The organism is Streptococcus sp. oral taxon 431 (genome assembly GCF_023115445.1).
GTDB lineage: Bacteria > Bacillota > Bacilli > Lactobacillales > Streptococcaceae > Streptococcus.
This window is the reverse complement of record NZ_JALDUI010000001.1, coordinates 167,835-192,006: the sequence shown is the minus strand read 5'-3', so window position 1 is coordinate 192,006 and position 24,172 is coordinate 167,835. Positions and strand designations below refer to the sequence as shown.

Annotated in this window: 22 protein-coding genes and 1 pseudogene; 16 read left to right on the top strand and 7 right to left on the bottom strand. The window is 38.3% G+C overall.

All coding sequences use genetic code 11. The features are described 5' to 3' along the window. The first annotated feature begins 4 nt into the window (after positions 1 to 4). The gene (gene pta / locus M1R56_RS00930) at positions 5 to 979 is read left to right on the top strand and encodes a phosphate acetyltransferase (protein WP_248034252.1); all 975 of its coding nucleotides are present in this window, start codon (positions 5 to 7) and stop codon (positions 977 to 979) included. Positions 980 to 1,083: 104 nt separating this feature from the next. Here the strand turns inward: pta and M1R56_RS00925 are convergent. Then, positions 1,084 to 1,284, bottom strand: a pseudogene (locus tag M1R56_RS00925) (transposase); the annotation flags it as partial. 409 nt (positions 1,285 to 1,693) lie between these two features. On the opposite strand from M1R56_RS00925, the gene M1R56_RS00920 reads away from it, so the two are divergent. The 15 genes from M1R56_RS00920 to M1R56_RS00850 all read left to right on the top strand — a co-directional run bounded on the left by M1R56_RS00920 (position 1,694) and on the right by M1R56_RS00850 (position 16,770). Further along, on the top strand, positions 1,694 to 2,695 hold the full coding sequence (locus M1R56_RS00920) for a hypothetical protein (protein ID WP_248034251.1): 1,002 nt from the start codon (positions 1,694 to 1,696) through the stop codon (positions 2,693 to 2,695). Beyond that, on the top strand, positions 2,692 to 2,889 hold the full coding sequence (locus tag M1R56_RS00915; protein ID WP_023942550.1) for a hypothetical protein: 198 nt from the start codon (positions 2,692 to 2,694) through the stop codon (positions 2,887 to 2,889). Before M1R56_RS00920 ends, M1R56_RS00915 begins: the two co-directional genes overlap by 4 nt. A 109-nt stretch (positions 2,890 to 2,998) precedes the next feature. Further along, positions 2,999 to 4,288, top strand: a complete 1,290-nt coding sequence (locus M1R56_RS00910; protein WP_248034250.1) for a DUF308 domain-containing protein — start codon at positions 2,999 to 3,001, stop codon at positions 4,286 to 4,288. A 9-nt stretch (positions 4,289 to 4,297) separates the two neighbouring features. After that, complete coding sequence (locus tag M1R56_RS00905; protein WP_248034249.1) at positions 4,298 to 5,392, top strand: AI-2E family transporter; 1,095 nt, start codon at positions 4,298 to 4,300, stop codon at positions 5,390 to 5,392. Between the two features lie 132 nt (positions 5,393 to 5,524). After that, the gene (locus M1R56_RS00900) at positions 5,525 to 6,217 is read left to right on the top strand and encodes a YjjG family noncanonical pyrimidine nucleotidase (protein WP_248034248.1); all 693 of its coding nucleotides are present in this window, start codon (positions 5,525 to 5,527) and stop codon (positions 6,215 to 6,217) included. A gap of 61 nt (positions 6,218 to 6,278) precedes the next feature. Beyond that, positions 6,279 to 6,932 carry a uracil-DNA glycosylase gene (locus M1R56_RS00895; RefSeq protein ID WP_248034247.1) on the top strand — a complete coding sequence of 218 codons (654 nt, stop codon included), beginning with the start codon at positions 6,279 to 6,281 and terminating at the stop codon, positions 6,930 to 6,932. Between the two features lie 9 nt (positions 6,933 to 6,941). Further along, a complete protein-coding gene (locus M1R56_RS00890; protein WP_001135768.1) occupies positions 6,942 to 7,406 on the top strand; it encodes an 8-oxo-dGTP diphosphatase in 465 nt (154 codons plus the stop codon). A 12-nt stretch (positions 7,407 to 7,418) separates the two neighbouring features. Next, positions 7,419 to 8,690 carry a dihydroorotase gene (locus M1R56_RS00885; protein WP_248034246.1) on the top strand — a complete coding sequence of 424 codons (1,272 nt, stop codon included), beginning with the start codon at positions 7,419 to 7,421 and terminating at the stop codon, positions 8,688 to 8,690. 10 nt (positions 8,691 to 8,700) lie between these two features. Continuing rightward, complete coding sequence (locus M1R56_RS00880) at positions 8,701 to 8,961, top strand: hypothetical protein (protein ID WP_248034245.1); 261 nt, start codon at positions 8,701 to 8,703, stop codon at positions 8,959 to 8,961. Between the two features lie 11 nt (positions 8,962 to 8,972). After that, positions 8,973 to 10,313 carry an MATE family efflux transporter gene (locus M1R56_RS00875; RefSeq protein WP_248034244.1) on the top strand — a complete coding sequence of 447 codons (1,341 nt, stop codon included), beginning with the start codon at positions 8,973 to 8,975 and terminating at the stop codon, positions 10,311 to 10,313. Between the two features lie 180 nt (positions 10,314 to 10,493). Beyond that, positions 10,494 to 11,462, top strand: coding sequence for a thiamine pyrophosphate-dependent dehydrogenase E1 component subunit alpha (locus tag M1R56_RS00870; protein ID WP_248034243.1), 969 nt, complete (start codon positions 10,494 to 10,496; stop codon positions 11,460 to 11,462). 16 nt (positions 11,463 to 11,478) lie between these two features. After that, complete coding sequence (locus M1R56_RS00865) at positions 11,479 to 12,471, top strand: alpha-ketoacid dehydrogenase subunit beta (RefSeq protein WP_049548449.1); 993 nt, start codon at positions 11,479 to 11,481, stop codon at positions 12,469 to 12,471. A 327-nt stretch (positions 12,472 to 12,798) separates the two neighbouring features. Continuing rightward, on the top strand, positions 12,799 to 13,842 hold the full coding sequence (locus M1R56_RS00860; RefSeq protein WP_248034242.1) for a dihydrolipoamide acetyltransferase: 1,044 nt from the start codon (positions 12,799 to 12,801) through the stop codon (positions 13,840 to 13,842). 39 nt (positions 13,843 to 13,881) lie between these two features. Continuing rightward, a complete protein-coding gene (gene lpdA, locus M1R56_RS00855; RefSeq protein ID WP_248034241.1) occupies positions 13,882 to 15,585 on the top strand; it encodes a dihydrolipoyl dehydrogenase in 1,704 nt (567 codons plus the stop codon). Between the two features lie 195 nt (positions 15,586 to 15,780). After that, positions 15,781 to 16,770, top strand: a complete 990-nt coding sequence (locus M1R56_RS00850; RefSeq protein ID WP_248034240.1) for a lipoate--protein ligase — start codon at positions 15,781 to 15,783, stop codon at positions 16,768 to 16,770. 60 nt (positions 16,771 to 16,830) lie between these two features. Here M1R56_RS00850 and xerS read toward each other — a convergent pair whose 3' ends face one another. The 6 genes from xerS to M1R56_RS00820 all read right to left on the bottom strand — a co-directional run bounded on the left by xerS (position 16,831) and on the right by M1R56_RS00820 (position 24,024). Next, positions 16,831 to 17,901, bottom strand: coding sequence for a tyrosine recombinase XerS (gene xerS / locus M1R56_RS00845; RefSeq protein ID WP_248034239.1), 1,071 nt, complete (start codon positions 17,899 to 17,901; stop codon positions 16,831 to 16,833). Positions 17,902 to 18,252: 351 nt separating this feature from the next. After that, the gene (locus tag M1R56_RS00840) at positions 18,253 to 19,803 is read right to left on the bottom strand and encodes a ClC family H(+)/Cl(-) exchange transporter (RefSeq protein ID WP_248034238.1); all 1,551 of its coding nucleotides are present in this window, start codon (positions 19,801 to 19,803) and stop codon (positions 18,253 to 18,255) included. 15 nt (positions 19,804 to 19,818) lie between these two features. Beyond that, positions 19,819 to 20,598: a ribonuclease HII gene (locus M1R56_RS00835; RefSeq protein WP_248034237.1), complete on the bottom strand. Its 780-nt coding sequence runs from the start codon at positions 20,596 to 20,598 to the stop codon at positions 19,819 to 19,821. Continuing rightward, entirely contained in the window at positions 20,585 to 21,436 is an 852-nt protein-coding gene (ylqF, locus tag M1R56_RS00830) for a ribosome biogenesis GTPase YlqF (protein ID WP_248034236.1), read from the bottom strand. Before ylqF ends, M1R56_RS00835 begins: the two co-directional genes overlap by 14 nt. Positions 21,437 to 21,686: 250 nt before the next feature. Further along, positions 21,687 to 21,935, bottom strand: a complete 249-nt coding sequence (imm40, locus tag M1R56_RS00825; RefSeq protein ID WP_248034235.1) for an Imm40 family immunity protein — start codon at positions 21,933 to 21,935, stop codon at positions 21,687 to 21,689. Between the two features lie 76 nt (positions 21,936 to 22,011). After that, complete coding sequence (locus tag M1R56_RS00820; RefSeq protein ID WP_248034234.1) at positions 22,012 to 24,024, bottom strand: glucosaminidase domain-containing protein; 2,013 nt, start codon at positions 24,022 to 24,024, stop codon at positions 22,012 to 22,014. Between the last annotated feature and the right edge of the window lie 148 nt (positions 24,025 to 24,172).

The following is a 24,172-nucleotide window of genomic DNA, read 5'->3' as shown; positions in this document are numbered from 1 at the left end:
ACTCATGGAAGTTTTTGAAAGTTTAAAAGCCAACCTAGTTGGTAAAAATGCACGTATTGTCTTGCCTGAAGGTGAAGAACCACGTATTCTTCAAGCAACAAAACGCATCGTAAAAGAAACAGAAGTTATCCCTGTCCTACTAGGAAATCCTGATAAAATTAAAATCTATCTTGAAATTGAAGGAATCATGGATGGTTATGAAGTAATTGACCCAGCACATTATCCTCAATTTGAAGAAATGGTAGCATCACTTGTAGAACGTCGTAAAGGAAAAATGACTGAAGAGGAAGCGAGAGAAGTGCTCATCAATGACGTTAACTATTTTGGTGTTATGTTGGTATACATGGGCTTAGTCGATGGTATGGTTTCAGGAGCTATTCACTCTACTGCGGCAACTGTTCGCCCAGCTCTTCAAATTATCAAGACTCGTCCGAATGTTAGCCGTACTTCAGGTGCCTTCCTCATGGTTCGTGGTACTGAACGTTACCTCTTTGGTGACTGTGCCATCAATATCAATCCTGATGCTGAAGCTTTGGCAGAGATTGCGATTAACTCTGCAATTACAGCTAAAATGTTCGGTATCGAACCAAAAATTGCTATGCTAAGCTATTCAACTAAAGGTTCTGGTTTTGGTGAAAGCGTAGATAAAGTTGTTGAAGCAACTAAGATTGCTCATGATCTTCGTCCTGACCTTGAAATTGATGGGGAATTGCAATTTGATGCTGCCTTCGTTCCAGAAACAGCTGCTCTTAAGGCACCAGGAAGCAAGGTTGCTGGACAAGCAAACGTCTTTATCTTCCCAGGTATCGAAGCAGGAAATATTGGCTACAAGATGGCAGAACGTCTCGGTGGCTTTGCAGCAGTTGGTCCAGTATTGCAAGGTTTGAACAAACCAGTTAATGACCTTTCTCGTGGATGTAACTCAGATGACGTCTTCAAACTTACACTAATCACAGCAGCACAAGCTGTACACCAGTAAAATACAAGATAGCTCCTTTTCTGTTAAAGGAGCTTTTCAAGTAGGGAGTAATTGAAAAAGGCCTTTTGTTTTTTACTAGACTTTGGGGCAAGTTATACTCATACTCAATTATTTTCAAAAAGCAACCTAGTCCATTGTCTGCTGACAGTGGACTTTAAAACGGTTTTTTCCAGTCCTTGAATAACTTCTTGAAGCTTATCAATGACGACTTCTAATGTTTGGAAAGCCTTATTTTTAAAGCCTCGTTTTCGAATTTCTTTCCAGACTTGTTCAATAGGGTTCATTTCTGGTGCATAAGGTGGAATTAGAGGGGATTGCTTTGGGCAGTTCCTTTTTAATGTAAAAGGAGTAGAATCATAGTGTTTCTAAATTGTGAATCACTCAAAACTGATTGTGATGGGACTATTCTAGCTTTAGAATTCTTCAAAAATTAAAATTTAAGGCAATCAATGGCTTAGAATAGTACAAAAACATTTAGTTTATAGGAATTCTAGGCCTAGAATTACAGGGATATTTAGGAAAATAGAGGATTCGATCGTTAGGATTGTTCTATTCTGAAAGATTTGGGATGTCAATTGTATAGGATAGTGTTATTCTATGTTAGATTCCAGTAAAAATGATTGGATAAATAATATTAAAGAAAAATCAAAATCATAATTTTGTTTAATATGGTATAATATTTCTAATAATTTAAACATAATGAGGTAGTAATTTATGGATGAAGCTTTATTTTTTGGAGAAGATGACTTCGATATTCTTGATATTGATGGTTATGAACTAAAACCCTCATCGTTTTTTAATAAGTTACCAGAAATAGCCCAACCTTTAGCCAAAAATGCAAATAAAATCTTATCTGAAGTAGAAAAAATGTTATATTCTGCTCCAGCCTTTATCCATGTTGTCCAATCTAGTATACCTGAAGAGGTTTTTCAGGCAATTCTTTCTCCAGAACAACGGGAACAAATTGCTCAAGGAGTGTTAAAATTAATGACAAAGAAAGATGGCTCTCTCTTGGCGGTATTAGTAGATACTAATACTAATAAAGTCATCGGAAATGTACCATTGAAATCTGTTAAATTGACACCAGAATTAAATAAAGCGTTAGCTGATTATTCGTCGCAAATTCAAATGGCACAGATTGCAGAAGAGATTCAAAATGTACAATTTGCTATTGAGGACGTTAGAAAAGGACAGGAGTCAGATAGACTTGCCATAGCCTATAGTTGTCAACAGAAACTCTTGCAGGCTAGAGAGATATCAGATCCAAACATTAGAACAATGATGTTACTGCAAGTTATTTCAGATGCAGAAGATAGTCGAAACCTTCTAATGCTTAGTCAAAAATCTAATGTAAATTTTATTAAAGAACAACCAGATTCTACCTGGGGTAAGTTATTAAAAGGTGATAAACCAGATAAAATAGAAGCTCGTATGAATGAGATTAGAGATGGATTAGCAGCTGTAAATATCGTTTCACTATCAGCAGCAATAGCTTATAATGAGTTGGGCGAGAAAAAAGCTGCTCAAAAAAGTTTGGATTACTTTGGTAAATTTATTAACGAAACTTATCTCAGTTCTCAAGAATTAGTAGAGAGACTTGATTTACTTGATCCTTCGCCTACAAATTACTGGACAAAAGAATTGCCAAAAATTGAAACTTCTATAATGAAATTGCCAAATAAACCAGATTATATTGAGACAGAGGTGCTGGAATGAAAGAAATAAAAAAATGCAAGACATGTACTAGGGATTTACCATTAAGTTATAAGCACAATAAGTGCGAATCGTGTAGAAACAAAAAAATAGATGAAGCAAAAAAGATACTTAAAGTTGTTGGACAAGTTGGAAGTGTGGTTACTCCAGTTGTAGTTGGTATGTTGATGAATAAAACTAAGAAAAAGAAGAAATAAACTAATCTATTAAGTACCTAGAAAGGAAAACACCAAATTGTCCTACAAATTTCTACTTTTCGAAATGATACAATAAAGGAAATCAAATAATTATAGAGAGTGTATTAAAATGGAAAAAATTCTATCTTTAGGTCTGACAGGTAAGAAATTACTTGCTCAGGGGTTCTTGTTTGTTCTGCTAGGTCTCATCTTGATGGTCACGGGGACTTGGTTGCCAGTAACAGTTATTCGCCTGGTTCTGTTTTTAGCTTGGATAGCAACGGTCGTAGATTTGCTATTAAGAGTTTTCAAAAAAAGCCAGTCAACGGATACCTTGGGAGTTGCACTGGTTAAATTGTTAGTGCTGGGATATTTGCTAGGTTCTAATCTTGCGACTGATATACCGATTTATGTTCTGGCTCTTGTGATTGGAGTTTATCAGATTTTTAGGGCCACGATTAATCTTGTCACCTATGTTCTCTACCGTAAAAATAATATTCGACCTCGTTTTCGTCTCTTACTAGATGGTATTCTACTAGTTTTTCTTGGTGGAGCTAGTCTTTTGTCCTCTACGGGAAATTCTGTCTTTCAACTCTTTGTTTTAGGGGCTTATTTTTTCCTTTATGGTCTGTCCAATATCCGTGACGGTTTCTTATTTGAAGGGGAAATTGGGAAAAACCATCTCAAACGTCGCATTAGAATTAGCTTACCTATTGTCCTAGCCGCTCTCATCCCTGCAAGAACTTTAGCAAAAATTAACAAATTTATGCTGGAAAATGCTGATGAGGAAGAAGATATCCATCTTGGAATAGTGAAGTCTGGTAAGACAGCAGAGCTAGAAATTTTTGTTCATACAGCTGAGACCTCCCTGTTTTCAGCTATTGGTCATGTGGATATCTGCTATCAGGGCCGTGTTATTTCTTATGGCAACTATGATCCGTCATCTGAGACCTTATTTGGTATGGTAGGAGATGGTGTCTTATATTTCTGTGACCGCGATAAGTACATTGATCTATGTAAACGTGAGAGTCAAAAAACACTTTTTGGTTACGGAATAGATTTGACACCTGAAATGGAAAAAGCAATTCAAAAAATGTTGACTGAATTGAAACAACTGACGATTCCATGGGAGCCAAGTGCGGATAAAATCACGACAGGTGATGGTAAGGAAGACTACACCTACGCTTATAAAATCAGACATGAGACGGATGGGGAACTTTATAAATTTATCAAATCTAAGTTTAAATCCTACTTTGTCTTATCCACAAATTGTGTGCTCTTGGCAGATACCATAGTCGGTCAGGCTGGAACAGATATCCTCTCACCCAAAGGATTTATCGCACCAGGAACTTACCAAGCTTACCTTGACCGAGAGTTTGAAAAACCAAATAGTATAGTCGTATCTAAACATGTTTATTAAGGAGAATTTATGAATTTAGTAAAAAAATACACCCCATTAATACTTTTTATAGGGCTGGTTACTCTTGTAATTCTGAATGCATCAAGCTTTATATCAGGGGCAGTATCTCTCTTTGAAGTAACTTCTACCTTGATTTATGGTGCTGTTATTGCTTTTGTGCTCAATGTTCCCATGAAAAAAATTGAAGAATTCCTAGTTAAAATGAAGGTAAAGGCAGGGTTGCGTCGTCCGATTGCTATGGTGCTTGTTTTCCTATCTCTTATCTTAATCGTGATCTGTCTTTTGGTTTTGGTGCTTCCAACCCTTGCTCAGACTATTAGTCAGCTGGGAACAGTCCTTTCAACAGTCCTGACTCAACTTGGTAAACTACTAGACAGCTCGGAATTTGTAACCAAAGACACGCTGTCAACTATCGTATCAGGAATTCAGGGACAGTCTAGCTCTATTAGTCAAGCTTTGATAGCCTTCTTATCCGGTCTGACTAGTAATATAGGAAATATTTTTTCAAGTATAATGAATGCCTTTCTGATTATAGTATTTACCTTTTCATTTTTATCCAGTAAGGAACATCTGGCAGTGATGACGAGTCGACTTCTAAAAGTTATATTTCCAGAGAAAGTGGTGACAAAGTTAACTTACATTGGACAAGTAGCACTAGAGACTTATGACCAATTTTTGATGAGTCAGCTGATTGAAGCAGTCATCATAGGAGTTATGATAGCGGTTGGCTACAGCCTGTTTGGACTACCTTATGGGGTAATGACAGGTATATTTGCAGGAGTACTGTCTTTCATTCCTTATGTTGGTCCTATGATTGCTTGTATTCTGGGAGCGATTTTTATCTTTACAGTAAGTCCAAGTCAAGCCTTACTTTCTATTGTTCTTTATCAAATCATACAACTGATTGAGGGAAATCTTATCTATCCAAAAGTTGTAGGTCAGTCTATTGGTTTACCAGCTATTTTCACGCTTGCGGCTGCTAGTATTGGAGGCAATCTCTTTGGCTTACTTGGGATGATATTCTTTACACCGATATTTGCTGTTATCTATCGATTGGTTAAGGAATTTGTCGTTGCAAAGGAAAATCAGCTAGATAAAAAATAAATTTAATGAGACTTGTTAAATAAATTATCTGTGTGAAAGAAGAAAATAAAATAATTACTTGGACTTTGTCTCTTTTCCTGTTTTGAAGGTTCATGAGACTATTTTATCTCCTTAGAAAGGAAAACTCTCAAATTGTCCTACAAATTTCTACTCTTCGACCTTGACCACACCTTGCTTGATTTTGATGCTGCTGAGGATGTGGCTTTGACGCAACTTCTAAAAGAAGAAGGAGTTGCAGATGTTCAGGCTTATAAAGACTATTACGTTCCTATGAACAAGGCTCTCTGGAAGGAATTGGAGCTGAAGAAAATCAGTAAACAGGAGCTGGTTAACACGCGCTTTTCTCGTTTATTTGGTCATTTTGGACAGGAAAAAGACGGTAGTTTTCTTGCCCAACGTTACCAATTTTACCTAGCCCAACAGGGACAAACTCTTTCAGGCGCTCATGAACTCTTGGACAGCCTTATCGAGCGTGATTATGAGCTGTATGCTGCGACAAATGGGATTACTGCCATTCAGACAGGTCGTTTGGCTCAATCGGGTCTGGCACCCTATTTCAATCAAGTTTTTATCTCTGAACAGCTGCAAACTCAAAAGCCTGATGCTCTCTTTTATGAAAAAATTGGTCATCAGATTGAAGGTTTTAGTAAAGAAGAGACGCTGATGATTGGAGATTCCCTAACCGCCGACATTCAAGGTGGTAATAATGCTGGGATTGACACGATCTGGTACAATCCTCATCACCTCGAAAATCCCACACAAGCCCAGCCAACCTACGAAGTCCATTCTTACCAAGACTTGCTGGATTGCTTAGATAAACTGTAAAAAGTGGTTTAGATAGCCACTTTTTGCTATAATAGAGGCAGTAAAAACGAAGGAGTCGGCTATGGAACACTCGTCTTGGCATGCATTGATTAAGGAGCAATTACCTGAGGGTTATTTTGCGAAAATCAATCAGTTTATGGAGCAGGTCTATGCTCAGGGAACTGTTTATCCACCTAAGGAAAAGGTTTTTCAGGCTCTCTTGACAACTCCTCTGGAAGAGGTTAAGGTAGTGATTCTAGGGCAAGACCCCTATCACGGGCCAGGTCAAGCGCAGGGCTTGAGTTTTTCTGTTCCTGACTCTATCCCAGCTCCGCCATCCTTGCAAAATATCTTGAAAGAATTGTCAGATGATATAGGAGTTAAGAAATCCCATGATTTGACGGCTTGGGCTGAGCAAGGTGTCTTGCTTCTCAATGCTTGCTTGACTGTTCCTGCTGGTCAGGCCAATGGTCATGCGGGTCAAATATGGGAGCCCTTTACAGATGCTGTGATTCAGGTGGTCAATCATCTAGATAGACCAGTGGTCTTTGTACTTTGGGGCGCTTATGCACGTAAGAAGAAGGTCTTGGTTACCAATCCTCACCACTTGATTATCGAATCAGCCCATCCCAGTCCTTTATCTGTTTATAGAGGATTTTGGGGTTCCAAGCCTTTTTCCAAGGCAAATGCATTCTTAAAAGAGACAGGACAAGAGCCAATCAATTGGCTTAGATAAGGAGAAAATATGCCTCAGTTAGCGACGATTTGCTACATTGATAACGGAAAAGAACTGCTCATGCTCCACCGTAATAAGAAACCCAATGATGTCCATGAAGGGAAATGGATTGGTGTTGGTGGGAAGCTAGAGAGAGGAGAGACTCCTCAAGAATGCGCTGCGCGAGAAATCCTTGAAGAAACAGGGCTCAAAGCCAAGCCAGTTCTAAAAGGCGTTATCACTTTTCCAGAATTTACACCAGATTTAGACTGGTACACCTATGTTTTTAAGGTGACAGAGTTTGAGGGTGATTTGATTGACTGTAACGAAGGGACCTTAGAATGGGTTCCTTACGATGAAGTTTTAAGCAAACCGACCTGGGAAGGTGACCATACCTTTGTCGAGTGGCTTTTAGAAGATAAACCCTTCTTTTCAGCCAAGTTTGTCTATGATGGTGATAAGTTATTGGATACCCAAGTGGATTTCTACGAATAAAGGAGTATAGTTATGTTAGTAATCAAAAACGGCCGTGTGATGGATCCAAAGTCTGGTTTGGATCAAGTTTGTGATGTTTTGGTTGATGAAGGGAAAATCATTCAAATCGCTCCTGAAATCCAGGAAGAAGGTGCTCAAGTAATAGATGCTACTGGTCTTGTAGTTGGGCCTGGTTTGGTGGATATCCATGTCCATTTCCGTGAACCGGGTCAGACTCATAAAGAAGACATTCATACAGGAGCACTAGCAGCAGCTGCAGGTGGATTTACAACTGTCGTTATGATGGCTAATACCAATCCAACTATCTCAGATGTTGAGACTTTGCAGGAAGTTCTTCAATCTGCGGCAAAAGAAAAGATCAACGTTAAATCTGTAGCAACAATTACCAAGAACTTTAAAGGCAAAGATTTGACAGACTTTAAGGCGCTTTTAGAGGCTGGAGCTGTAGGTTTTTCTGATGACGGCATTCCGCTTGAAAGCAGTAAAGTGGTCAAGGAAGCTATGGAAGAGGCTAAAAAACTTAACACCTTTATTAGCTTACACGAGGAAGATCCTGGCTTGAATGGAGTTCTCGGTTTTAATGAAAATATCGCTAAAGAACACTTCCATATTTGCGGTGCGACAGGAGTAGCAGAATACGCCATGATTGCGCGTGATGTTATGATAGCATATGCAACTAAGGCTCATGTTCATATCCAGCATTTGTCTAAGGAAGAAAGTGTTAAAGTTGTAGAGTTTGCTCAAAATATGGGAGCAAACGTAACTGCAGAAGTTGCACCCCAGCATTTTTCTAAGACTGAAGCTCTGCTTTTGACTAAAGGAAGTAACGCTAAGATGAATCCACCTCTTCGTTTGGAATCAGACCGACGTGCAGTTATTGAAGGTTTAAAATCTGGAGTCATTTCTGTCATTGCTACTGACCACGCGCCTCACCATGCTGACGAGAAAAATGTTGAGGATATTACCAAAGCGCCATCAGGTATGACAGGCTTGGAAACTTCTTTGTCACTAGGTTTAACCTATTTGGTGGAAGCTGGCGAGTTGAGTTTAATGCAATTGCTAGAAAAAATGACCTATAATCCAGCAAAACTTTATAATTTTGAAGCAGGTTATTTGTCTGAAAATGGACCTGCAGACATTACCATTTTTGACGCTAAGGCAGACCGGATCATAGGATCACATTTTGCTTCTAAATCATCTAATTCACCATTTATCGGTGAAACCTTAAAAGGCCAGGTCAAATACACCATCTGTAAGGGCCAAATCGTTTATCAAGCGGATTAGGAGCTTGAGGATGAATTATTTTCGTAAACTTAGAAATCGTAAACGAAATGCTTGCCATGGAGTATATTGTCCAGCCGCAAACCGTGCTAAAATTCAGTATGAAACCAAGGAAAAAGCTGACCACGCCGTAGACTATGATAATGGTGGCTTGGTTAGGAGTTATTATTGCAACACTTGTAATTGTTGGCACACGACATCAAAAGTTAGTAGTCCGCCATTAAGCTTGAAAAAATACGGCTTAAAGCTTTTTGGCTTGGATGAAAAGGAGTAGAAAGAGTAGGTATGCATACAACAGAAACTATTAAAGACAAAATCATCTTATTTTTAAAAATATTCTTTCCGATATTGATTTACCAATTTGCTAATTATTCAGCTTCCTTTGTTGATACAACAATGACGGGGCAGTATAATACACTGGATCTAGCAGGTGTTTCAATAGCTACAAGCTTATGGAATCCTTTTTTCACCTTTCTGACAGGGATTGTATCAGCCTTAGTACCAATTATCGGACACCATCTGGGACAAGGAAAAAAGAAAGAAGTTTCTTCGGATTTTTATCAATTTATTTATCTATCATTAGCCTTATCCCTTATTCTTTTTATACTAGTCTTCTTTTTAGTACCAGTCATTTTGGGATATATGGGATTAGAGACAGCTGTAGCAAGTGTAACAACCCGTTATTTGTGGCTACTAGCTATTGGTATTATCCCGCTCTTACTTTTCAGTGTGATACGTTCTCTACTTGATACACTCGGATTAACAAAATTATCTATGTATCTCATGCTCCTCTTGCTTCCTTTTAATAGTGGTTTCAACTATGTATTGATTTATGGTGCATTTGGAGTGCCTGAACTTGGAGGTGCAGGAGCAGGTCTTGGTACCTCACTTGCCTATTGGGCTTTGTTATTGATTTCTATCTTAGTCTTGTTAAAGCATAAAAAGCTTAAGGAATATCATCTAGAAGTACCAATGCCCTTGCGAATAGAAAAAATCAAAGAAGCTATTCGTCTTGGGTTACCAATCGGAGGAACTGTCTTTGCGGAAGTAGCTATTTTTTCAGTAGTCGGCTTGATTATGGCGAAATTCTCATCACTTATTATTGCCAGTCATCAGTCAGCTATGAACTTTTCAAATCTGATGTATGCTTTTCCTATGAGTATTTCAACTGCCATGGCCATTGTGATTTCTTATGAGGTAGGAGCTAAACGGTTAGACGATGCAAAACAGTATATCCATATTGGTCGTTTAACAGCTATGGTGTTTGCGGTTTTAACACTTAGTTTTCTCTACATTTATCGTGAAAATGTAGCCAGACTATATGGTCAAGATTCAGAATTTATCCAACTGACAGCATCTTTTATGACCTATAGCTTGTTCTTCCAGTTAGCTGATACCTTTGCGGCACCTTTACAAGGAATTTTAAGAGGTTACAAGGATACGATTGTTCCTTTTTGTCTTGGTCTTCTCGGATACTGGGGCGTAGCTATTCCACTGGGAATAGTCTTAGATTACTGGACAGGATTAGGTGCCTATTCTTATTGGATTGGTTTAATTGTTAGTCTGGTGATTAGTGGAATTCTTTATCAGTGGCGTTTACAAGTTATTATGAAAAAATTCAAATAATTTGATGAAAAAAACTGGAAAAACAGTTTGTGAAATAGTTATTTTATGTAAAGAAAAGTCTTGATTTCATTGGCTTTTCTTTTTCTATATTGTGAAAAATTATCAAGCATAATCTTTGACTCTAGTTAACCTATAAGTTAGAATAGAACTATAAGAAATTAAACTTAGAAAGGCAAGATTATGTCAACTTTAGATAAAAGTCTTTTGCTTGAGATGTTCCGTAAGATGGAAGAAATTCGTCGTATGGATTTAAAAATTGCTCAATTAGTAAAAAAAGGAAAAGTGCCCGGTATGACGCACTTTTCTGTTGGTGAGGAAGCTGCTAACGTTGGGGCTATGTTAGCTCTAAACGAAGACGACCTCATAACATCGAACCACCGTGGTCACGGACAAGCCATTGCTAAAGGAATCGACCTCAATGGTATGATGGCTGAGATCCTTGGTAAATATACGGGAACTTGTAAAGGTAAAGGTGGATCTATGCACATCGCCGACCTTGATGCAGGTAACCTTGGTGCCAACGGTATTGTTGGTGGTGGTATGGGAATCGCAGTAGGGGCTGCCCTTACTCAACAAATGAAAAACACTGGTAAAATCGTTGTCTGCTTCTTTGGTGATGGAGCGACTAATGAAGGTGTATTCCACGAAGCTGTTAATATGGCTTCAATTTGGAATCTTCCGGTAATTTTCTACTGTATCAATAACGGTTATGGAATCTCTGCCGATATTAAGAAAATGACTAATGTCAAGCATATCCATGAGCGTAGTGCTGCTTACGGTATTCCTGGAATGTTTATCGAAGACGGTAACAATGTTATCGATGTCTACGAAGGATTTAAAAAAGCAGTTGACCATGTTCGTTCTGGTAAAGGTCCTGTCTTGATCGAAAGTGTAACCTATCGTTGGCTTGGTCACTCATCATCAGACCCTGGTAAATATCGTACACGTGAAGAAGTCGATGAGTGGAAGGAAAAAGATCCAATCGAAAATCTTCGCAAGTACCTTGTTGAGAACAAGATTGCAAGTGCAGAAGAACTTGAAGAAATTCAAGCGCAAGTTAAGGAAGCAGTGGAAGCATCTGTTAAGTTTGCAGAAGAAAGTCCATTCCCTCCACTAGAATCAGCTTTTGAAGATATTTACGCAGACTAAGGAGAGGTAGAGAAATATGGAAACTAAATTAATGTCTTTCCGCGATACCATTATCCTTGCAATGTCTGAGGAAATGCGTCGCGACGAAAATGTGCTTTTGATGGGTGAAGATGTCGGAGTTTTTGGTGGAGACTTTGGTACATCTGTAGGTATGCTTGAAGAATTTGGACCAGAACGTGTTCGTGACTGTCCGATTTCTGAAGCTGCTATCTCAGGTGCAGCTGCTGGTGCAGCCATGACAGGACTTCGTCCAATCGTTGACATGACTTTCATGGACTTTTCTGTTATTGCCATGGATAATATCGTCAACCAAGCAGCTAAAACTCGTTACATGTTTGGCGGTAAAGGTCAAGTGCCGATTACAATCCGCTGTGCCGCTGGTAACGGAGTAGGTTCTGCAGCTCAGCACTCACAATCATTGGAATCTTGGTTCACTCACATCCCTGGATTGAAGGTTGTTGCTCCAGGTACACCAGCTGATATGAAGGGGCTTCTTAAGTCTTCTATCCGTGACAACAACCCTGTTATCATTCTTGAATACAAATCAGAATTCAACCAAAAAGGTGAAGTACCAGTAGATCCTGACTATACAATTCCGCTTGGTGTTGGTGAAATTAAACGTGAAGGAACTGATGTAACTGTCGTAACATACGGTAAAATGCTACGACGTGTTATGCAAGCAGCTGAAGAATTAGCAGAAGAAGGGATCTCAGTAGAGGTGGTTGACCCACGTACTTTGGTTCCACTTGATAAAGAGATTATTATTAACTCTGTCAAGAAAACAGGAAAAGTAGTTCTCGTCAATGATGCCCACAAGACTAGTGGATTTATCGGAGAAATCTCAGCTATCATTTCTGAATCAGAAGCATTTGATTACTTGGATGCGCCAATTCGTCGCTGCGCAGGGGAAGATGTACCGATGCCATACGCACAAAATCTTGAAAATGCAATGATTCCAACAGTTGAAAGCATCAAAGATGCAATCCGTAAAACTCACAACAAACAATAATACATAAAATAAATTATGTAAACAAATTAATCAGACGAGAAGCTTTGTATCTATAGATGCAAAGTTCTCTACGTCCTTAGTATCTTAGATTAGAGCACGGGCTAAAGTCTGTGTGAAAAAGATAAACTTTCCTAGAAACTAAAGTCTCTTCGTCAAGTTTCCTATTTTCACTTTGACTTTTAACGCCCTTTGCATCATGTAATTGAATTCGGACGGAGGTCTGTGAAAAAAAATAGATTTCCTTGTGTTCATCGAACACATCGTCAATCTCCTATTTTTTCATTGTCCTCTTCGTCCTTAATATCTTAGTATAGAATAGGAGAGGTCATGGCTGATGATAAGCTAAGAGCGACTCCTGCAGCTAGAAAATTAGCAGATGATTTAGGAATTAATCTCTATGACATTTCTGGCTCAGGCGCAAACGGTCGTGTCCACAAAGAAGATGTGGAAACATATAAAGACACTAACGTGGTTCGCATTTCACCACTCGCAAAACGAATTGCATTAGAGCATAATATTGCTTGGCAAGAAATTCAAGGAACTGGTCACCGTGGTAAGATTATGAAGAAGGATGTTTTGGCATTCCTTCCTGAAAATATCGAGAACGAAACAATCAAGTCACCTTCTCAGATTGAAAAAGTGGAAGAAGTTCCAGATAATTTAACACCTTACGGTGAAATCGAACGTATTCCAATGACACCAATGCGTAAGATTATTGCTCAACGTATGGTCGAATCTTACTTGACTGCACCAACCTTTACACTTAACTACGATGTCGATATGTCTGAAATGCTTGCACTTCGTAAGAAAGTTCTTGATCCAATCATGGAAGCAACTGGTAAGAAAATCACTGTTACAGACTTGCTTTCACTTGCAGTTGTTAAGACTCTTATGAAACACCCATACATCAATGCGTCATTAACTGAAGATGGTAAGACAATTATCACTCACAACTATGTAAACCTTGCGATGGCTGTTGGTATGGATAATGGTTTGATGACCCCAGTTGTCTACAATGCTGAAAAAATGAGCTTGTCTGAGTTGGTAGTTGCCTTCAAAGATGTTATCGGACGTACCTTGGATGGTAAACTAGCTCCTAGCGAATTGCAAAATTCAACCTTCACCATCAGTAACTTGGGAATGTTTGGTGTTCAATCATTTGGTCCAATCATTAACCAACCGAACTCAGCAATCCTTGGGGTCAGCTCAACAATTGAGAAACCTGTTGTAGTAAATGGTGAAATCGTGATTCGTCCAATTATGAGTCTTGGTTTAACAATCGACCACCGTGTCGTAGATGGTATGGCTGGTGCTAAGTTTATGAAAGACTTGAAAGCTTTAATTGAAAACCCAATCTCAATGTTGGTTTAGAGAATTTATTTTTAGAAATATAGATAAAGGAAGTAAGATATGGCCTTAGAAGTAATTATGCCAAAAGCCGGCGTGGATATGACAGAAGGACAAATCGTCCAATGGAATAAAAAAGTCGGAGAATTTGTAAAAGAAGGAGAAATCCTTTTGGAAATCATGACTGACAAAGTCAGCATGGAATTGGAAGCAGAAGAAGACGGTTACTTGATCGCTATCCTGAAAGGGGACGGCGAGACTGTTCCTGTTACTGAAGTTATCGGTTATCTTGGTGAGGAAGGGGAAAACATCCCATCAGCTGGAGCAGCTGCACCAGAAGCTAGCCCAGCACCTGCAGCAAGTGCTTCGAACGATGATGGTAAGAGCGATGATGCTTATGATATCGTTGTTATTGGTGGTGGACCTGCTGGTTATGTTTCTGCCATTAAAGCAGCTCAATTAGGTGGTAAGGTTGCTCTTGTTGAGAAATCTGAACTTGGTGGAACTTGTTTGAACCGTGGATGTATCCCAACTAAGACTTACCTTCACAACGCCGAAATTATCGAAAATATCGGTCATGCAGCAAATCGTGGTATCGTAATTGAAAATCCTAATTTCACAGTTGATATGGACAAACTTTTAGAAACAAAATCTAAAGTTGTCAATACCCTTGTAGGTGGTGTTGCAGGACTTCTTCGTAGCTATGGAGTTGATGTTCATAAGGGTATCGGTACTATTACTAAAGATAAAAATGTCTTGGTAAATGGTTCTGAATTGCTTGAAACTAAGAAGATTATTCTTGCTGGTGGTTCAAAAGTAAGCAAGATTAACGTTCCTGGAATGGAATCATCACTTGTTATGACTAGTGACGATATCCTTGAAATGAATGAAGTACCAGAAAGCCTCGTTATCATTGGTGGTGGAGTTGTCGGTATTGAGCTTGGTCAAGCCTTCATGACATTTGGTTCAAAAGTTACTGTTATCGAAATGATGGATCGCATTGTCCCAGCAATGGATGCGGAAGTATCTAAGAATCTTCGCTTGATTCTTGAACGCAAAGGTATGACTATCTTGACAGGTACTAAACTTCAAGAAATCATTGAAGAAGATGGCAAACTTCGTATCAAGGTTGAAGGAAAAGATGATGTCATCGCAAACAAAGCCCTTCTTTCAATCGGTCGTGTTCCAGATCTTGAAGGAATCGGAGAAGTTGAGTTTGAGTTAGACCGTGGTCGTATCAAGGTTAACGAGTACATGGAAACTTCTGTTCCTGGTATTTATGCACCAGGTGATATCAACGGTACTAAGATGTTGGCTCACGCTGCCTTCCGTATGGGTGAAGTAGCTGCTGAAAACGCCCTTAAAGGAAACCACGCTGTTGCCAAATTGAACTTGACTCCTGCAGCTATTTACACACTTCCAGAAGTAGCAGCAGTCGGTTTGACTGAAGAACAAGCTCGTGAGAAATACGATGTCCAAATCGGTAAATTCAACTTTGCTGCAAACGGACGTGCCATTGCATCAGATGCTGCTCAAGGATTTGTTAAAGTCATTGCCGATAAGAAATATGGTGAAATCCTTGGTGTTCATATCATTGGTCCTGCTGCTGCAGAGTTGATCAACGAAGCGTCAAGTATCATCGAAATGGAAATCACTGTTGAAGAAATGCTTAAGACAATCCACGGTCACCCAACATACTCTGAAGTTATGTACGAAGCATTTGCTGATGTTCTTGGAATGGCTATCCATTCACCTAAGAAAAAATAAATAAGTTTTTCAACTAAATTTTCTTAAAGTAGTACGGACGGCAGCGACCTCTATTAGAGTTCCATGTCTAAAAATTGAGCCTCTTGTCTCAATTTTTCCGAGAAATGTAACGTGTTATCGTTACATTTCTTTTTACCACTTTAGAAAATTGGATTGTTATGAACAGAATTTAAAAACTAGATTTTTGGAAATACTATGAAATACATTATCAATCATTCAAATGACACTGCCTTTAATATTGCTTTAGAGGAATATGCTTTTAAACATCTTTTGGACGAGGATCAAATCTTCCTTCTTTGGATCAACAAACCATCTATCATTGTAGGACGTCACCAAAATACGATTGAAGAAATTAACCGTGACTATGTTCGTGAACACGGAATTGAAGTAGTGCGCCGTATCAGTGGTGGTGGGGCTGTTTACCATGATTTGAATAACCTTAACTACACCATTATTTCAAAAGAAGATGAAAACAAGGCCTTTGACTTCAAGAGCTTCTCTACTCCAGTTATCAATACCTTAGCTGAACTCGGTGTTAAAGCTGAGTTCACTGGCCGTAACGACCTTGAGATTGATGGCAAGAAATTCTGTGGAAATGCACAAGCCTATATCAATGGTCGTATCATGCACCATGGTTGTCTTCTCTTTGACGTGGATTTGTCAGTCCTTGCTAATGCCCTCAAAGTATCTAAGGACAAATTTGAGTCTAAAGGTGTTAAATCAGTTCGCGCACGTGTAACCAATATCGTAGATGAATTGCCAGAAAAAATCACCGTAGAAGAATTCCGTGATCTACTTTTGGAATACATGAAGAAAGAATATCCTGAAATGACAGAATATGTATTTTCAGATGAAGAATTGGCTGAAATCAATCGTATCAAAGAAACTAAGTTTGGAACTTGGGACTGGAACTATGGGAAATCACCTAAATACAATGTCCGTCGTGGAACTAAATTCCCAAGTGGTAAGGTTGAAATCTTTGCTAACGTCATTGAATCAAAAATTCAAGACATTAAGATTTACGGTGACTTCTTTGGTATCGAAGATGTTGCAGCAGTAGAAGATGTCCTTCGTGGTGTTAAATACGAACGTGAAGATGTTCTTAAAGCCCTTCAAACCATTAACTTAGGCCGTTACTTCGCAGGGATTACTGCTGAAGAAATTGCTGAAGCAGTTGTTGAATAAAGAAAAAAGAAGTTGGACTTTACCAACTTCTTTTTCAATTGTAACATAATTTATATTATGTTACAAACTATCTAAGGCATTCTTTTGCTCTTCATTAACGATATGGGTATACAAATCGGTAACTTGTGTGCTAGCATGTCCTAGCTGGTGGCTGACCAAAACTTGGGATTTGGTTGCATCATAGAGGCGAGTCGCAAGAGTGTGGCGTAATTTATGGGGCGTCACGCGGACTTTGAAGTCTTCTGAATACTTGGCTACCATTTTTTCAACACTAGAAGCATCGATGCGGTTTGGAACACCTCTATACATAGTTAGAAAGAGAGCTGTATCATTCTTTTCTGTCTTATAGCGTTTGTCGCGAATAGCAAGATATTGCTCCAAATAAGGCTTAGCAAAGGCAGCAACATTGACCGAGTCGCGTTTTCCACCCTTACGAGTAACATCAATCACCATCATTTTGAGGTTGAGATCACGAAGATCCAGGTTAACCGCCTCAGAGAGACGGACACCAGAGGCAAGAAGCAGTGCAATGATGGCTAAATCTCGCTCTTTATTCTTATTAAAGGAAGATAAGGCGCGATTTGAGAGTGTTTGCGGGTACTCCTGGTCGATGTAGTTAAGAAAACCTTCCGTTTCATCCCCTAAAAAGAGCTTTTGTTTGATATTTTCAGCTCTGGCCGCCAAGGTTTCTTTCTTTTTCTTAGTAGCAACCTTCTTCATGACGTTACGGTAGAAATAAGGTTCCCCTTGCTCGTTTTCAACTTCCTCAGTTAAATACTTATAAAGACTAGAAAGAGCTGATAAAGTACGGTTAATGGTTGTTTGGGAGACACCATTTTTAGTTGTATTAGCATTAAGCAAAGGACGTTCACGTAAGTAAAGAATAAAGGATTCCATGTCTTTCTTGGTCATGTGCTCCAGAACGTCTAAGGGAATATTGGCCATAGTGTCAGCATCTGATATACCAGATTCCAAGACCCAGTTGAAAAATCGATCGTATTCCTTTAAGTATTCGTACAAGGTCGTAAAACTATATGGAACGGCCAGTTTTGATTGGTAATATTCTAAGACGTACCAAGGCATGACTTGTTTAAGTCTATCAATCCGTTCTAATAAAGTCTCGCGTTTCATGTTTTTCTCCAAATATTCTATACTAGTAGTATAGCATAGCTAGTTATATTTTTCAAGAAAATTATAGTTTTTCGGAAAGATGTTGTAGGGGACATATAGGATTGTCTTAGTAAGCTATATAATGGAAAAACCGCTTAAAATTTGGTAATTCATTGCTTCATTGAACTTATAGTTTTAAAATTTCTAATCTTCTTCAGTCTATTCGAATATAATATAAAAACTCGATCTCATCATCTAGAGACCGAGTTTTGTTTAAAATCATTTCAATTTCTTAGAATCTATAAATTTAACTGCAAAATCTTTTTATTTAATTATTGAGTTACGTAAGATAAATTATGTAAACAAAGGCTTCTATAATAGCAAATCTTTTACTTTTCCAATTTCACTTTTTGGAATCACGAGATGAATCATATCACCTAGATACATTCTTGTAGATCCATTAACTGTTTTACTTTTACCATTATGTACTTGGGTTGTGATAAGCACATTGTGTGGTAAATTGAGTTCGTGTACTTGTTTACCAGCTATTTTATCTGATACTGGGATTTCTATTAGAGTAACTTCTCCATCATCAGTTGCTGATTCAGGTAGCATTTTCTCCAACATGGCTTCATAGACAGGTGCCCCTTTGAGCAAATCCATGACGATGTAGGCAACTAGTGTCACCATACCTAAAGGCATGAGATTGCGGATGTCACCAACCATTTCTGTCACAAGTATCATAGCTGTCAAAGGTGCTTTTGAGATAGCCCCAAAATAACCACTCATTCCAAGGATAACAAAGATAGGAAATTGCTGCTGACTAATAAGTCCAAGATTGACACAAATAACACCTACTAGGGCACCAAGTAAAGAACCTAAAGCTAAAATAGGTAAGAAAATACCTCCTGGCAGTCCACTTCCGTAACTAATCATGCTCCAGATAAAGCGAATGATAAAGTAAAGTAAGAGAATTTGGAAGCTATAATCTTGTTCTGTTAAGGATAAGACAACCTGATTGCCTCCACCAAGTATTTGAGGTAGAAATATTCCAACTGGAATAATCAGGATAAAAGCAAAAATCGGATGATAAGCTTTATCAATATGAACCTTTTGGCCAATCCAATCATAAACTTTTCCGACATTCAGAACGGTTTTTTCATAAAGAAAACCTGAGAGCCCAAGAAAAATTCCCATCACCAGATAAATCCAATATTGACTAAGACTCATAAGAGGGATATCATCCGGCATATCCAAAACAGGTGTTAAGCCGAAGATGAGAAGAGAGACGAAGTTTGCTACCAGACTGGCTGCCAAGGTAGAAACCCAGAAGAATCGTGAAAAATGGTGATAGACTTCTTCTACTACAAATAATAACCCCGCAATCGGTGCATTAAAGGCTGCAGCAAGTCCAGCAGCAGCTCCGCTAGCAATCAAAGAACGCTCCTCAACAGGGCTAGACTTGAGCCATTTAGCAATTCCTTTTCCTCCAACGGCACCTAGCTGAATACTGGGACCTTCACGACCGAGCATGAGCCCACTCGCAATGGCCAAGATACCTAGAATGTATTTCTTCCAGAGGACACTCCACCAGTTGAGAGACATGAGACCTTTTAACTCCGCTTCAACTTGAGGAATACCAGAACCTTTGATATCTTTTTCTGAACGTGTTAATTTGGCACTAAGTAACCAAATGAGGATATAAAACAATAAAATAATCAATAGATTCCGTATCAGATTCTCTTGGTCTTGATAAAATCCTTGAACGATATGAAAGCCTTTTTCGATCAAAAATCGAAATGATCCTACAATAATTCCTACGACTAATCCGACAATAATACCTCGCCCTACTTGAGCTAAGATCGTACTGGATGCGAAGGCAAATTCTTTCTTGGAGCTGAGTATTTCCGACTGTTCCCCCATAATTCTCTCCTTTAATTATCTTTTACTAGTTTCTGAAACGATCGTTTTAATCGGTTCAAAACTGGTGCGATGAATAGGTGTGACACCGTGTTTTTCAATTCCTTCTAGATGCTTAGCAGTTCCATAGCCAGCATTTTGAGCAAAATCATAGCCTGGAAATTCTTGGTCATAGTTAGCCATGATCTTATCTCTGGTAACTTTAGCTATAATCGATGCTGCTGCAATAGATAAGGAGTTGGCATCTCCTTTGATGATGGATGTCTGAGAAATCGGCAAATCCAACTTCATAGCATCAATCAAGAGGTGCTCTGGTTGAGGCTCAAGCTGATAAATAGCTTCTTTCATGGCTAGTTTCGTCGCTTCGTAGATATTGACTTGATCAATGACTTGATTGTCCATAATCCCAATACCGATTGCTAGGGCATTATCTTTGACAGCCTGAAAAATCTCTTCATGTTTTTTCTTGGGAATCTTTTTACTGTCATTCAAGCCTTTTATTTTACAATTTTTGGGCAGAATGACTGCTGCAGCAACAACAGGACCAGCTAAGGGACCTCTACCAACTTCATCAACTCCAGCAATGAAGCTTATTCCATTCTCGTAAAGCTCTTTTTCATAGCTAAGCATAGCCTCTAAGCGGAGATTTTCATCAATGTCAGATTGAAGGGCTTTTTTCCGCTTTTGAATTTCTTTTTGGACACCTGAACGAGAATCTTTTTCAAATTCCTTGAACAAGGGACTTTCAAGTTCAGTTATCTTTGCTAATGCTTCTCTTATTTCTTTAATCGTTGCCATTGAGGTCTTCCAATGTATCTAATGTATAGTTGCCTAGTTTTCCATCACGAACTTCCTTGACAAAGAGGTTGTAAAATCGATCGTAATCATCACGGAAACCAAGGATACGCGTCATATCCATGATAATTTCTGGAGCTTCATCATCCAGATTCATTTGTTTGAAACGTTCTTGAAGCTTATCGGGATAATGGGTTTTAAAGTAGTTGAGTCCAAAAATCGTCACTTCATCCATTGGAAGCAACTGATCTTTGATAGCTCCAGTCAATGCGAGTTTAAGGGCGACCGTTTCATCTTCGAATTTTGGCCAGAGAATCCCTGGGGTGTCCAAGATTTCAAGGTCCTTATTGGTTTTAAGCCATTGTTGGCCTTTTGTCACACCTGGCTTGTTACCAACTACAGCAATTTTCTTACCAGCCAAACGGTTCATCAGCGTTGATTTACCAGCGTTTGGAATCCCGATAATCATGGTGCGTAAGGTTTCAATTTGAATTCCACGTTCCTTTTGACGAGCAATCTTATCTGCCATGAGCTTCTTAGCAGCATCCGTTACGACTTTTACAGTAATTTGTTCTTTAGAATTAATGGCCAGTGTTTGAATTCCTTGGGATTCAAAGTGCTGACGCCATTCTTTTGTTAATGCTGGGTCTGCTAGGTCTGCCTTGTTCAAAATCAATAGTCTTGGTTTATCTCCTACAATTTTAGTTAGCATCGGATTTTGACTAGACAAGGGCAAACGTGCATCTACCAAAATAGTCACAAAATCAACAAATTTTAAATTTTCCTGAACCTGACGACGCGCCTTAGACATGTGTCCAGGAAACCATTGAATAGTTGCCATTCTGTAAAATTCCTTTCTCTTATTGGATTTATATCTATTTTTCCAGTTTCAAAAATTAAATACAAATCCTTTTTCTAAAATAAATCACTATCTTTTATTATAACATGATTTCTCGTATTTGACGCTTGATTCAATGCCGATTGTAAAATGTTTTCTAAGTAAATCAGTCACAAATGAAAATCGTCATCGTCTAAAACGATTGAAAAATAATAGTGTTCACCATGATTTTTTACATAGTTGCTAATAAACTTTATGTTTGGAAAAGGGATTTCCAGATATCAATAGTTGGATCTTGTTTCTCGTAATACCAATTATCATAAGTATGTGTCAGTTGGCCATTCTTGTAGCAAAAGACATCCCCACCTAGTATAATTTGATTATTGGCTTTGAGATTATCAAGTAAGTCTGGGATTACTGAATAATCATAAGCGTATGCATCAATCCCTAAGTCACGTAAATCAATTCCTCTTTTATTTATATTCTCAATATTCTGTTTCATAAAGTTCATTTCTCAAGTTTCTCTTGATAAGCAAAATCGATAACCACTTTGCAGTCGTTATCGATTTTAATGATTTTTAATCTTTTTCACCTAGCTGACTATTGATTCTCATCATGATACTTGCAATTTTTTCTCCCCAGTATGGATCTGAAGCATAAAGAACATTCATACCTGATGATTTATTTCCTAGGTATGTTCTGCCATTATCGATGTAATTTTCGCGAATCCACTTAGCTGCACCTAAGATACCCTTGTCAACATCGTCGAAGCTTTTAGCTGAATCATATGGTGTTGTATCGTAAGCTGCGATACCGAAGAAATTATTTTTATCCTTAGCAATTTGGCTACGTCCCCATGAACTTTCAAGGGCACTATGGGCGATTAGATAGAGAGCGTTGATCTGATAGCGTTCTTCAGCTTCTTTAAAGATTGCCCCCTTACCTGCCAGACGACTTCCCTTGATATTCATAAGAGAATAGACTTTATCTAATTCCTCAGCCGTGTAATTGCTTGGTTTTCTTAAATCTCTAAATAAGAAAGGATTTTTAACTGTAAAGTTTTCAAAGTTAATACCATCAGCTGAATAATACTTTTTACCAATAGTCATTGATGAACTATGTGGTGCAACTCGAATACTTGCGTAAGGTGACAACTCATGGTAAAGATAACGACCATCCGTAGTATAGTGAGGAATGAATTCACTATCTGAGCTGACCGCTACTAGATCACTCTTGTTCATATATCCTGAAAGTCCTGATATTTTGACTGGAAGTCGACCACCTTGAACTTCAGCCCCAGTAACCGAAACAATGCTACCTTGTGAGATATAGCTGAGTCTATCACCAGAAGCACTGTATACATAAGCTGTAATTGGTGTTACTTTATAATAGGATGATGGATCAGAAATCCATTTTCCATTTCTTTGGAATGAATAGTCTTTACCTTTGATTTTGAAAGTCCCTGTTACATATACCCCATCCTCTTTGAGGTAATACCAAGCATCATAGTTCTTATCAAAAATCCATTCATTCTTAGCCATATAGCCACCAGATTTTAGATAGTAAGCACCCTGCCATTGATTTTCAGCATAGGTGCCGTCCGACTTGAGGTAGAACCAGCTATTATATTTCTTATCAAAGATCCATTCACTCTCAGCCATAGCACCACTATCTTTTAGATAGTATTTAGATTTCCATTGGCTATTTAGCATGTCACCATCTTTATTAAAATAGTACCATGTACCGCTGATTTTTTCCCACTTGTCGCGAATAATTTTTCCTGATTCTGTAGCATAATACCACTTATCCTCAAGTTTTAACCAGGAATTTTCCACCATAGCACCACTACTTTTGAGAAGATAATCATTATAAATAGTATTGCTTAACATTGTGCCAGATTCATCAAATCGGTACCAAACACCAGCTATCTTTTTCCAACTATTACGAGTAACTTTCCCATCTTCATTGGCATAGTACCATTTATCAGCAATTTTTACCCAAGAATTTTCTGCCATAGCACCACTAGTCTTGAGAAGATAATCATTATAAATAGTATTGCTTAACATTGTGCCAGATTCATCAAATCGATACCAAACACCAGCTATCTTTTTCCAATTATTACGAGTAACTTTCCCATCTTCATTGGCATAGTACCATTTATCAGCAATTTTTACCCAAGAAGATTCTGCCATAGCACCACTACTATTCAATAGGTAATCATTAAAGATAATATTACTAAGCATGATGCCATCTTGATTGAAATAGTACCAGACTCCTGCTATTTTTTTCCAATTTGAAACAGGCTGATTATTTTCATAATAACGCCATTGGTTATTTTCTTTTTGCCAACCTTCTTTGTTAACTACCTCTACTATTGCTTCTTTTGAAGATTGTTCCTGGGTATCAGGAGTTTTAGAGGTTGCTTTTTCAGCTTCGCTTTGTTTTTTCTTCTCATTGCTTACTGTATTCGAAGAAGCTCTTTCTGATGATTGAATATTATTGGTAGCTTGAGAATCCTCGGCATAGACGGTTGTTTTTGCAAAACCTGCCATAGAGAGGGCAACCGTACTTGCCAGCAATATTTTTTTCATTCTTTTCTCCTAACAAATATCTAGATATTGTATTTGATGCTTCTATATATTGTGTAAAAAACAGTATTTATCCACTATATTATACAATATTCTGTTAAATATAAAAGTAGTATCTTTCAGAAGAAAAGAACTTGTAATATTTCTACAA

Coding starts and splice junctions, on each gene's coding strand:
- pta (WP_248034252.1), top strand. CDS start 5: ATGGAAGTTTTTGAAAGTTTAAAAGCCAACCTAGTTGGTAAAAATGCA.
- M1R56_RS00920 (WP_248034251.1), top strand. CDS start 1,694: ATGGATGAAGCTTTATTTTTTGGAGAAGATGACTTCGATATTCTTGAT.
- M1R56_RS00915 (WP_023942550.1), top strand. CDS start 2,692: ATGAAAGAAATAAAAAAATGCAAGACATGTACTAGGGATTTACCATTA.
- M1R56_RS00910 (WP_248034250.1), top strand. CDS start 2,999: ATGGAAAAAATTCTATCTTTAGGTCTGACAGGTAAGAAATTACTTGCT.
- M1R56_RS00905 (WP_248034249.1), top strand. CDS start 4,298: ATGAATTTAGTAAAAAAATACACCCCATTAATACTTTTTATAGGGCTG.
- M1R56_RS00895 (WP_248034247.1), top strand. CDS start 6,279: ATGGAACACTCGTCTTGGCATGCATTGATTAAGGAGCAATTACCTGAG.
- M1R56_RS00890 (WP_001135768.1), top strand. CDS start 6,942: ATGCCTCAGTTAGCGACGATTTGCTACATTGATAACGGAAAAGAACTG.
- M1R56_RS00885 (WP_248034246.1), top strand. CDS start 7,419: ATGTTAGTAATCAAAAACGGCCGTGTGATGGATCCAAAGTCTGGTTTG.
- M1R56_RS00880 (WP_248034245.1), top strand. CDS start 8,701: ATGAATTATTTTCGTAAACTTAGAAATCGTAAACGAAATGCTTGCCAT.
- M1R56_RS00875 (WP_248034244.1), top strand. CDS start 8,973: ATGCATACAACAGAAACTATTAAAGACAAAATCATCTTATTTTTAAAA.
- M1R56_RS00870 (WP_248034243.1), top strand. CDS start 10,494: ATGTCAACTTTAGATAAAAGTCTTTTGCTTGAGATGTTCCGTAAGATG.
- M1R56_RS00865 (WP_049548449.1), top strand. CDS start 11,479: ATGGAAACTAAATTAATGTCTTTCCGCGATACCATTATCCTTGCAATG.
- M1R56_RS00860 (WP_248034242.1), top strand. CDS start 12,799: ATGGCTGATGATAAGCTAAGAGCGACTCCTGCAGCTAGAAAATTAGCA.
- lpdA (WP_248034241.1), top strand. CDS start 13,882: ATGGCCTTAGAAGTAATTATGCCAAAAGCCGGCGTGGATATGACAGAA.
- M1R56_RS00850 (WP_248034240.1), top strand. CDS start 15,781: ATGAAATACATTATCAATCATTCAAATGACACTGCCTTTAATATTGCT.
- xerS (WP_248034239.1), bottom strand. CDS start 17,901: ATGAAACGCGAGACTTTATTAGAACGGATTGATAGACTTAAACAAGTC.
- M1R56_RS00840 (WP_248034238.1), bottom strand. CDS start 19,803: ATGGGGGAACAGTCGGAAATACTCAGCTCCAAGAAAGAATTTGCCTTC.
- M1R56_RS00835 (WP_248034237.1), bottom strand. CDS start 20,598: ATGGCAACGATTAAAGAAATAAGAGAAGCATTAGCAAAGATAACTGAA.
- ylqF (WP_248034236.1), bottom strand. CDS start 21,436: ATGGCAACTATTCAATGGTTTCCTGGACACATGTCTAAGGCGCGTCGT.
- imm40 (WP_248034235.1), bottom strand. CDS start 21,935: ATGAAACAGAATATTGAGAATATAAATAAAAGAGGAATTGATTTACGT.
- M1R56_RS00820 (WP_248034234.1), bottom strand. CDS start 24,024: ATGAAAAAAATATTGCTGGCAAGTACGGTTGCCCTCTCTATGGCAGGT.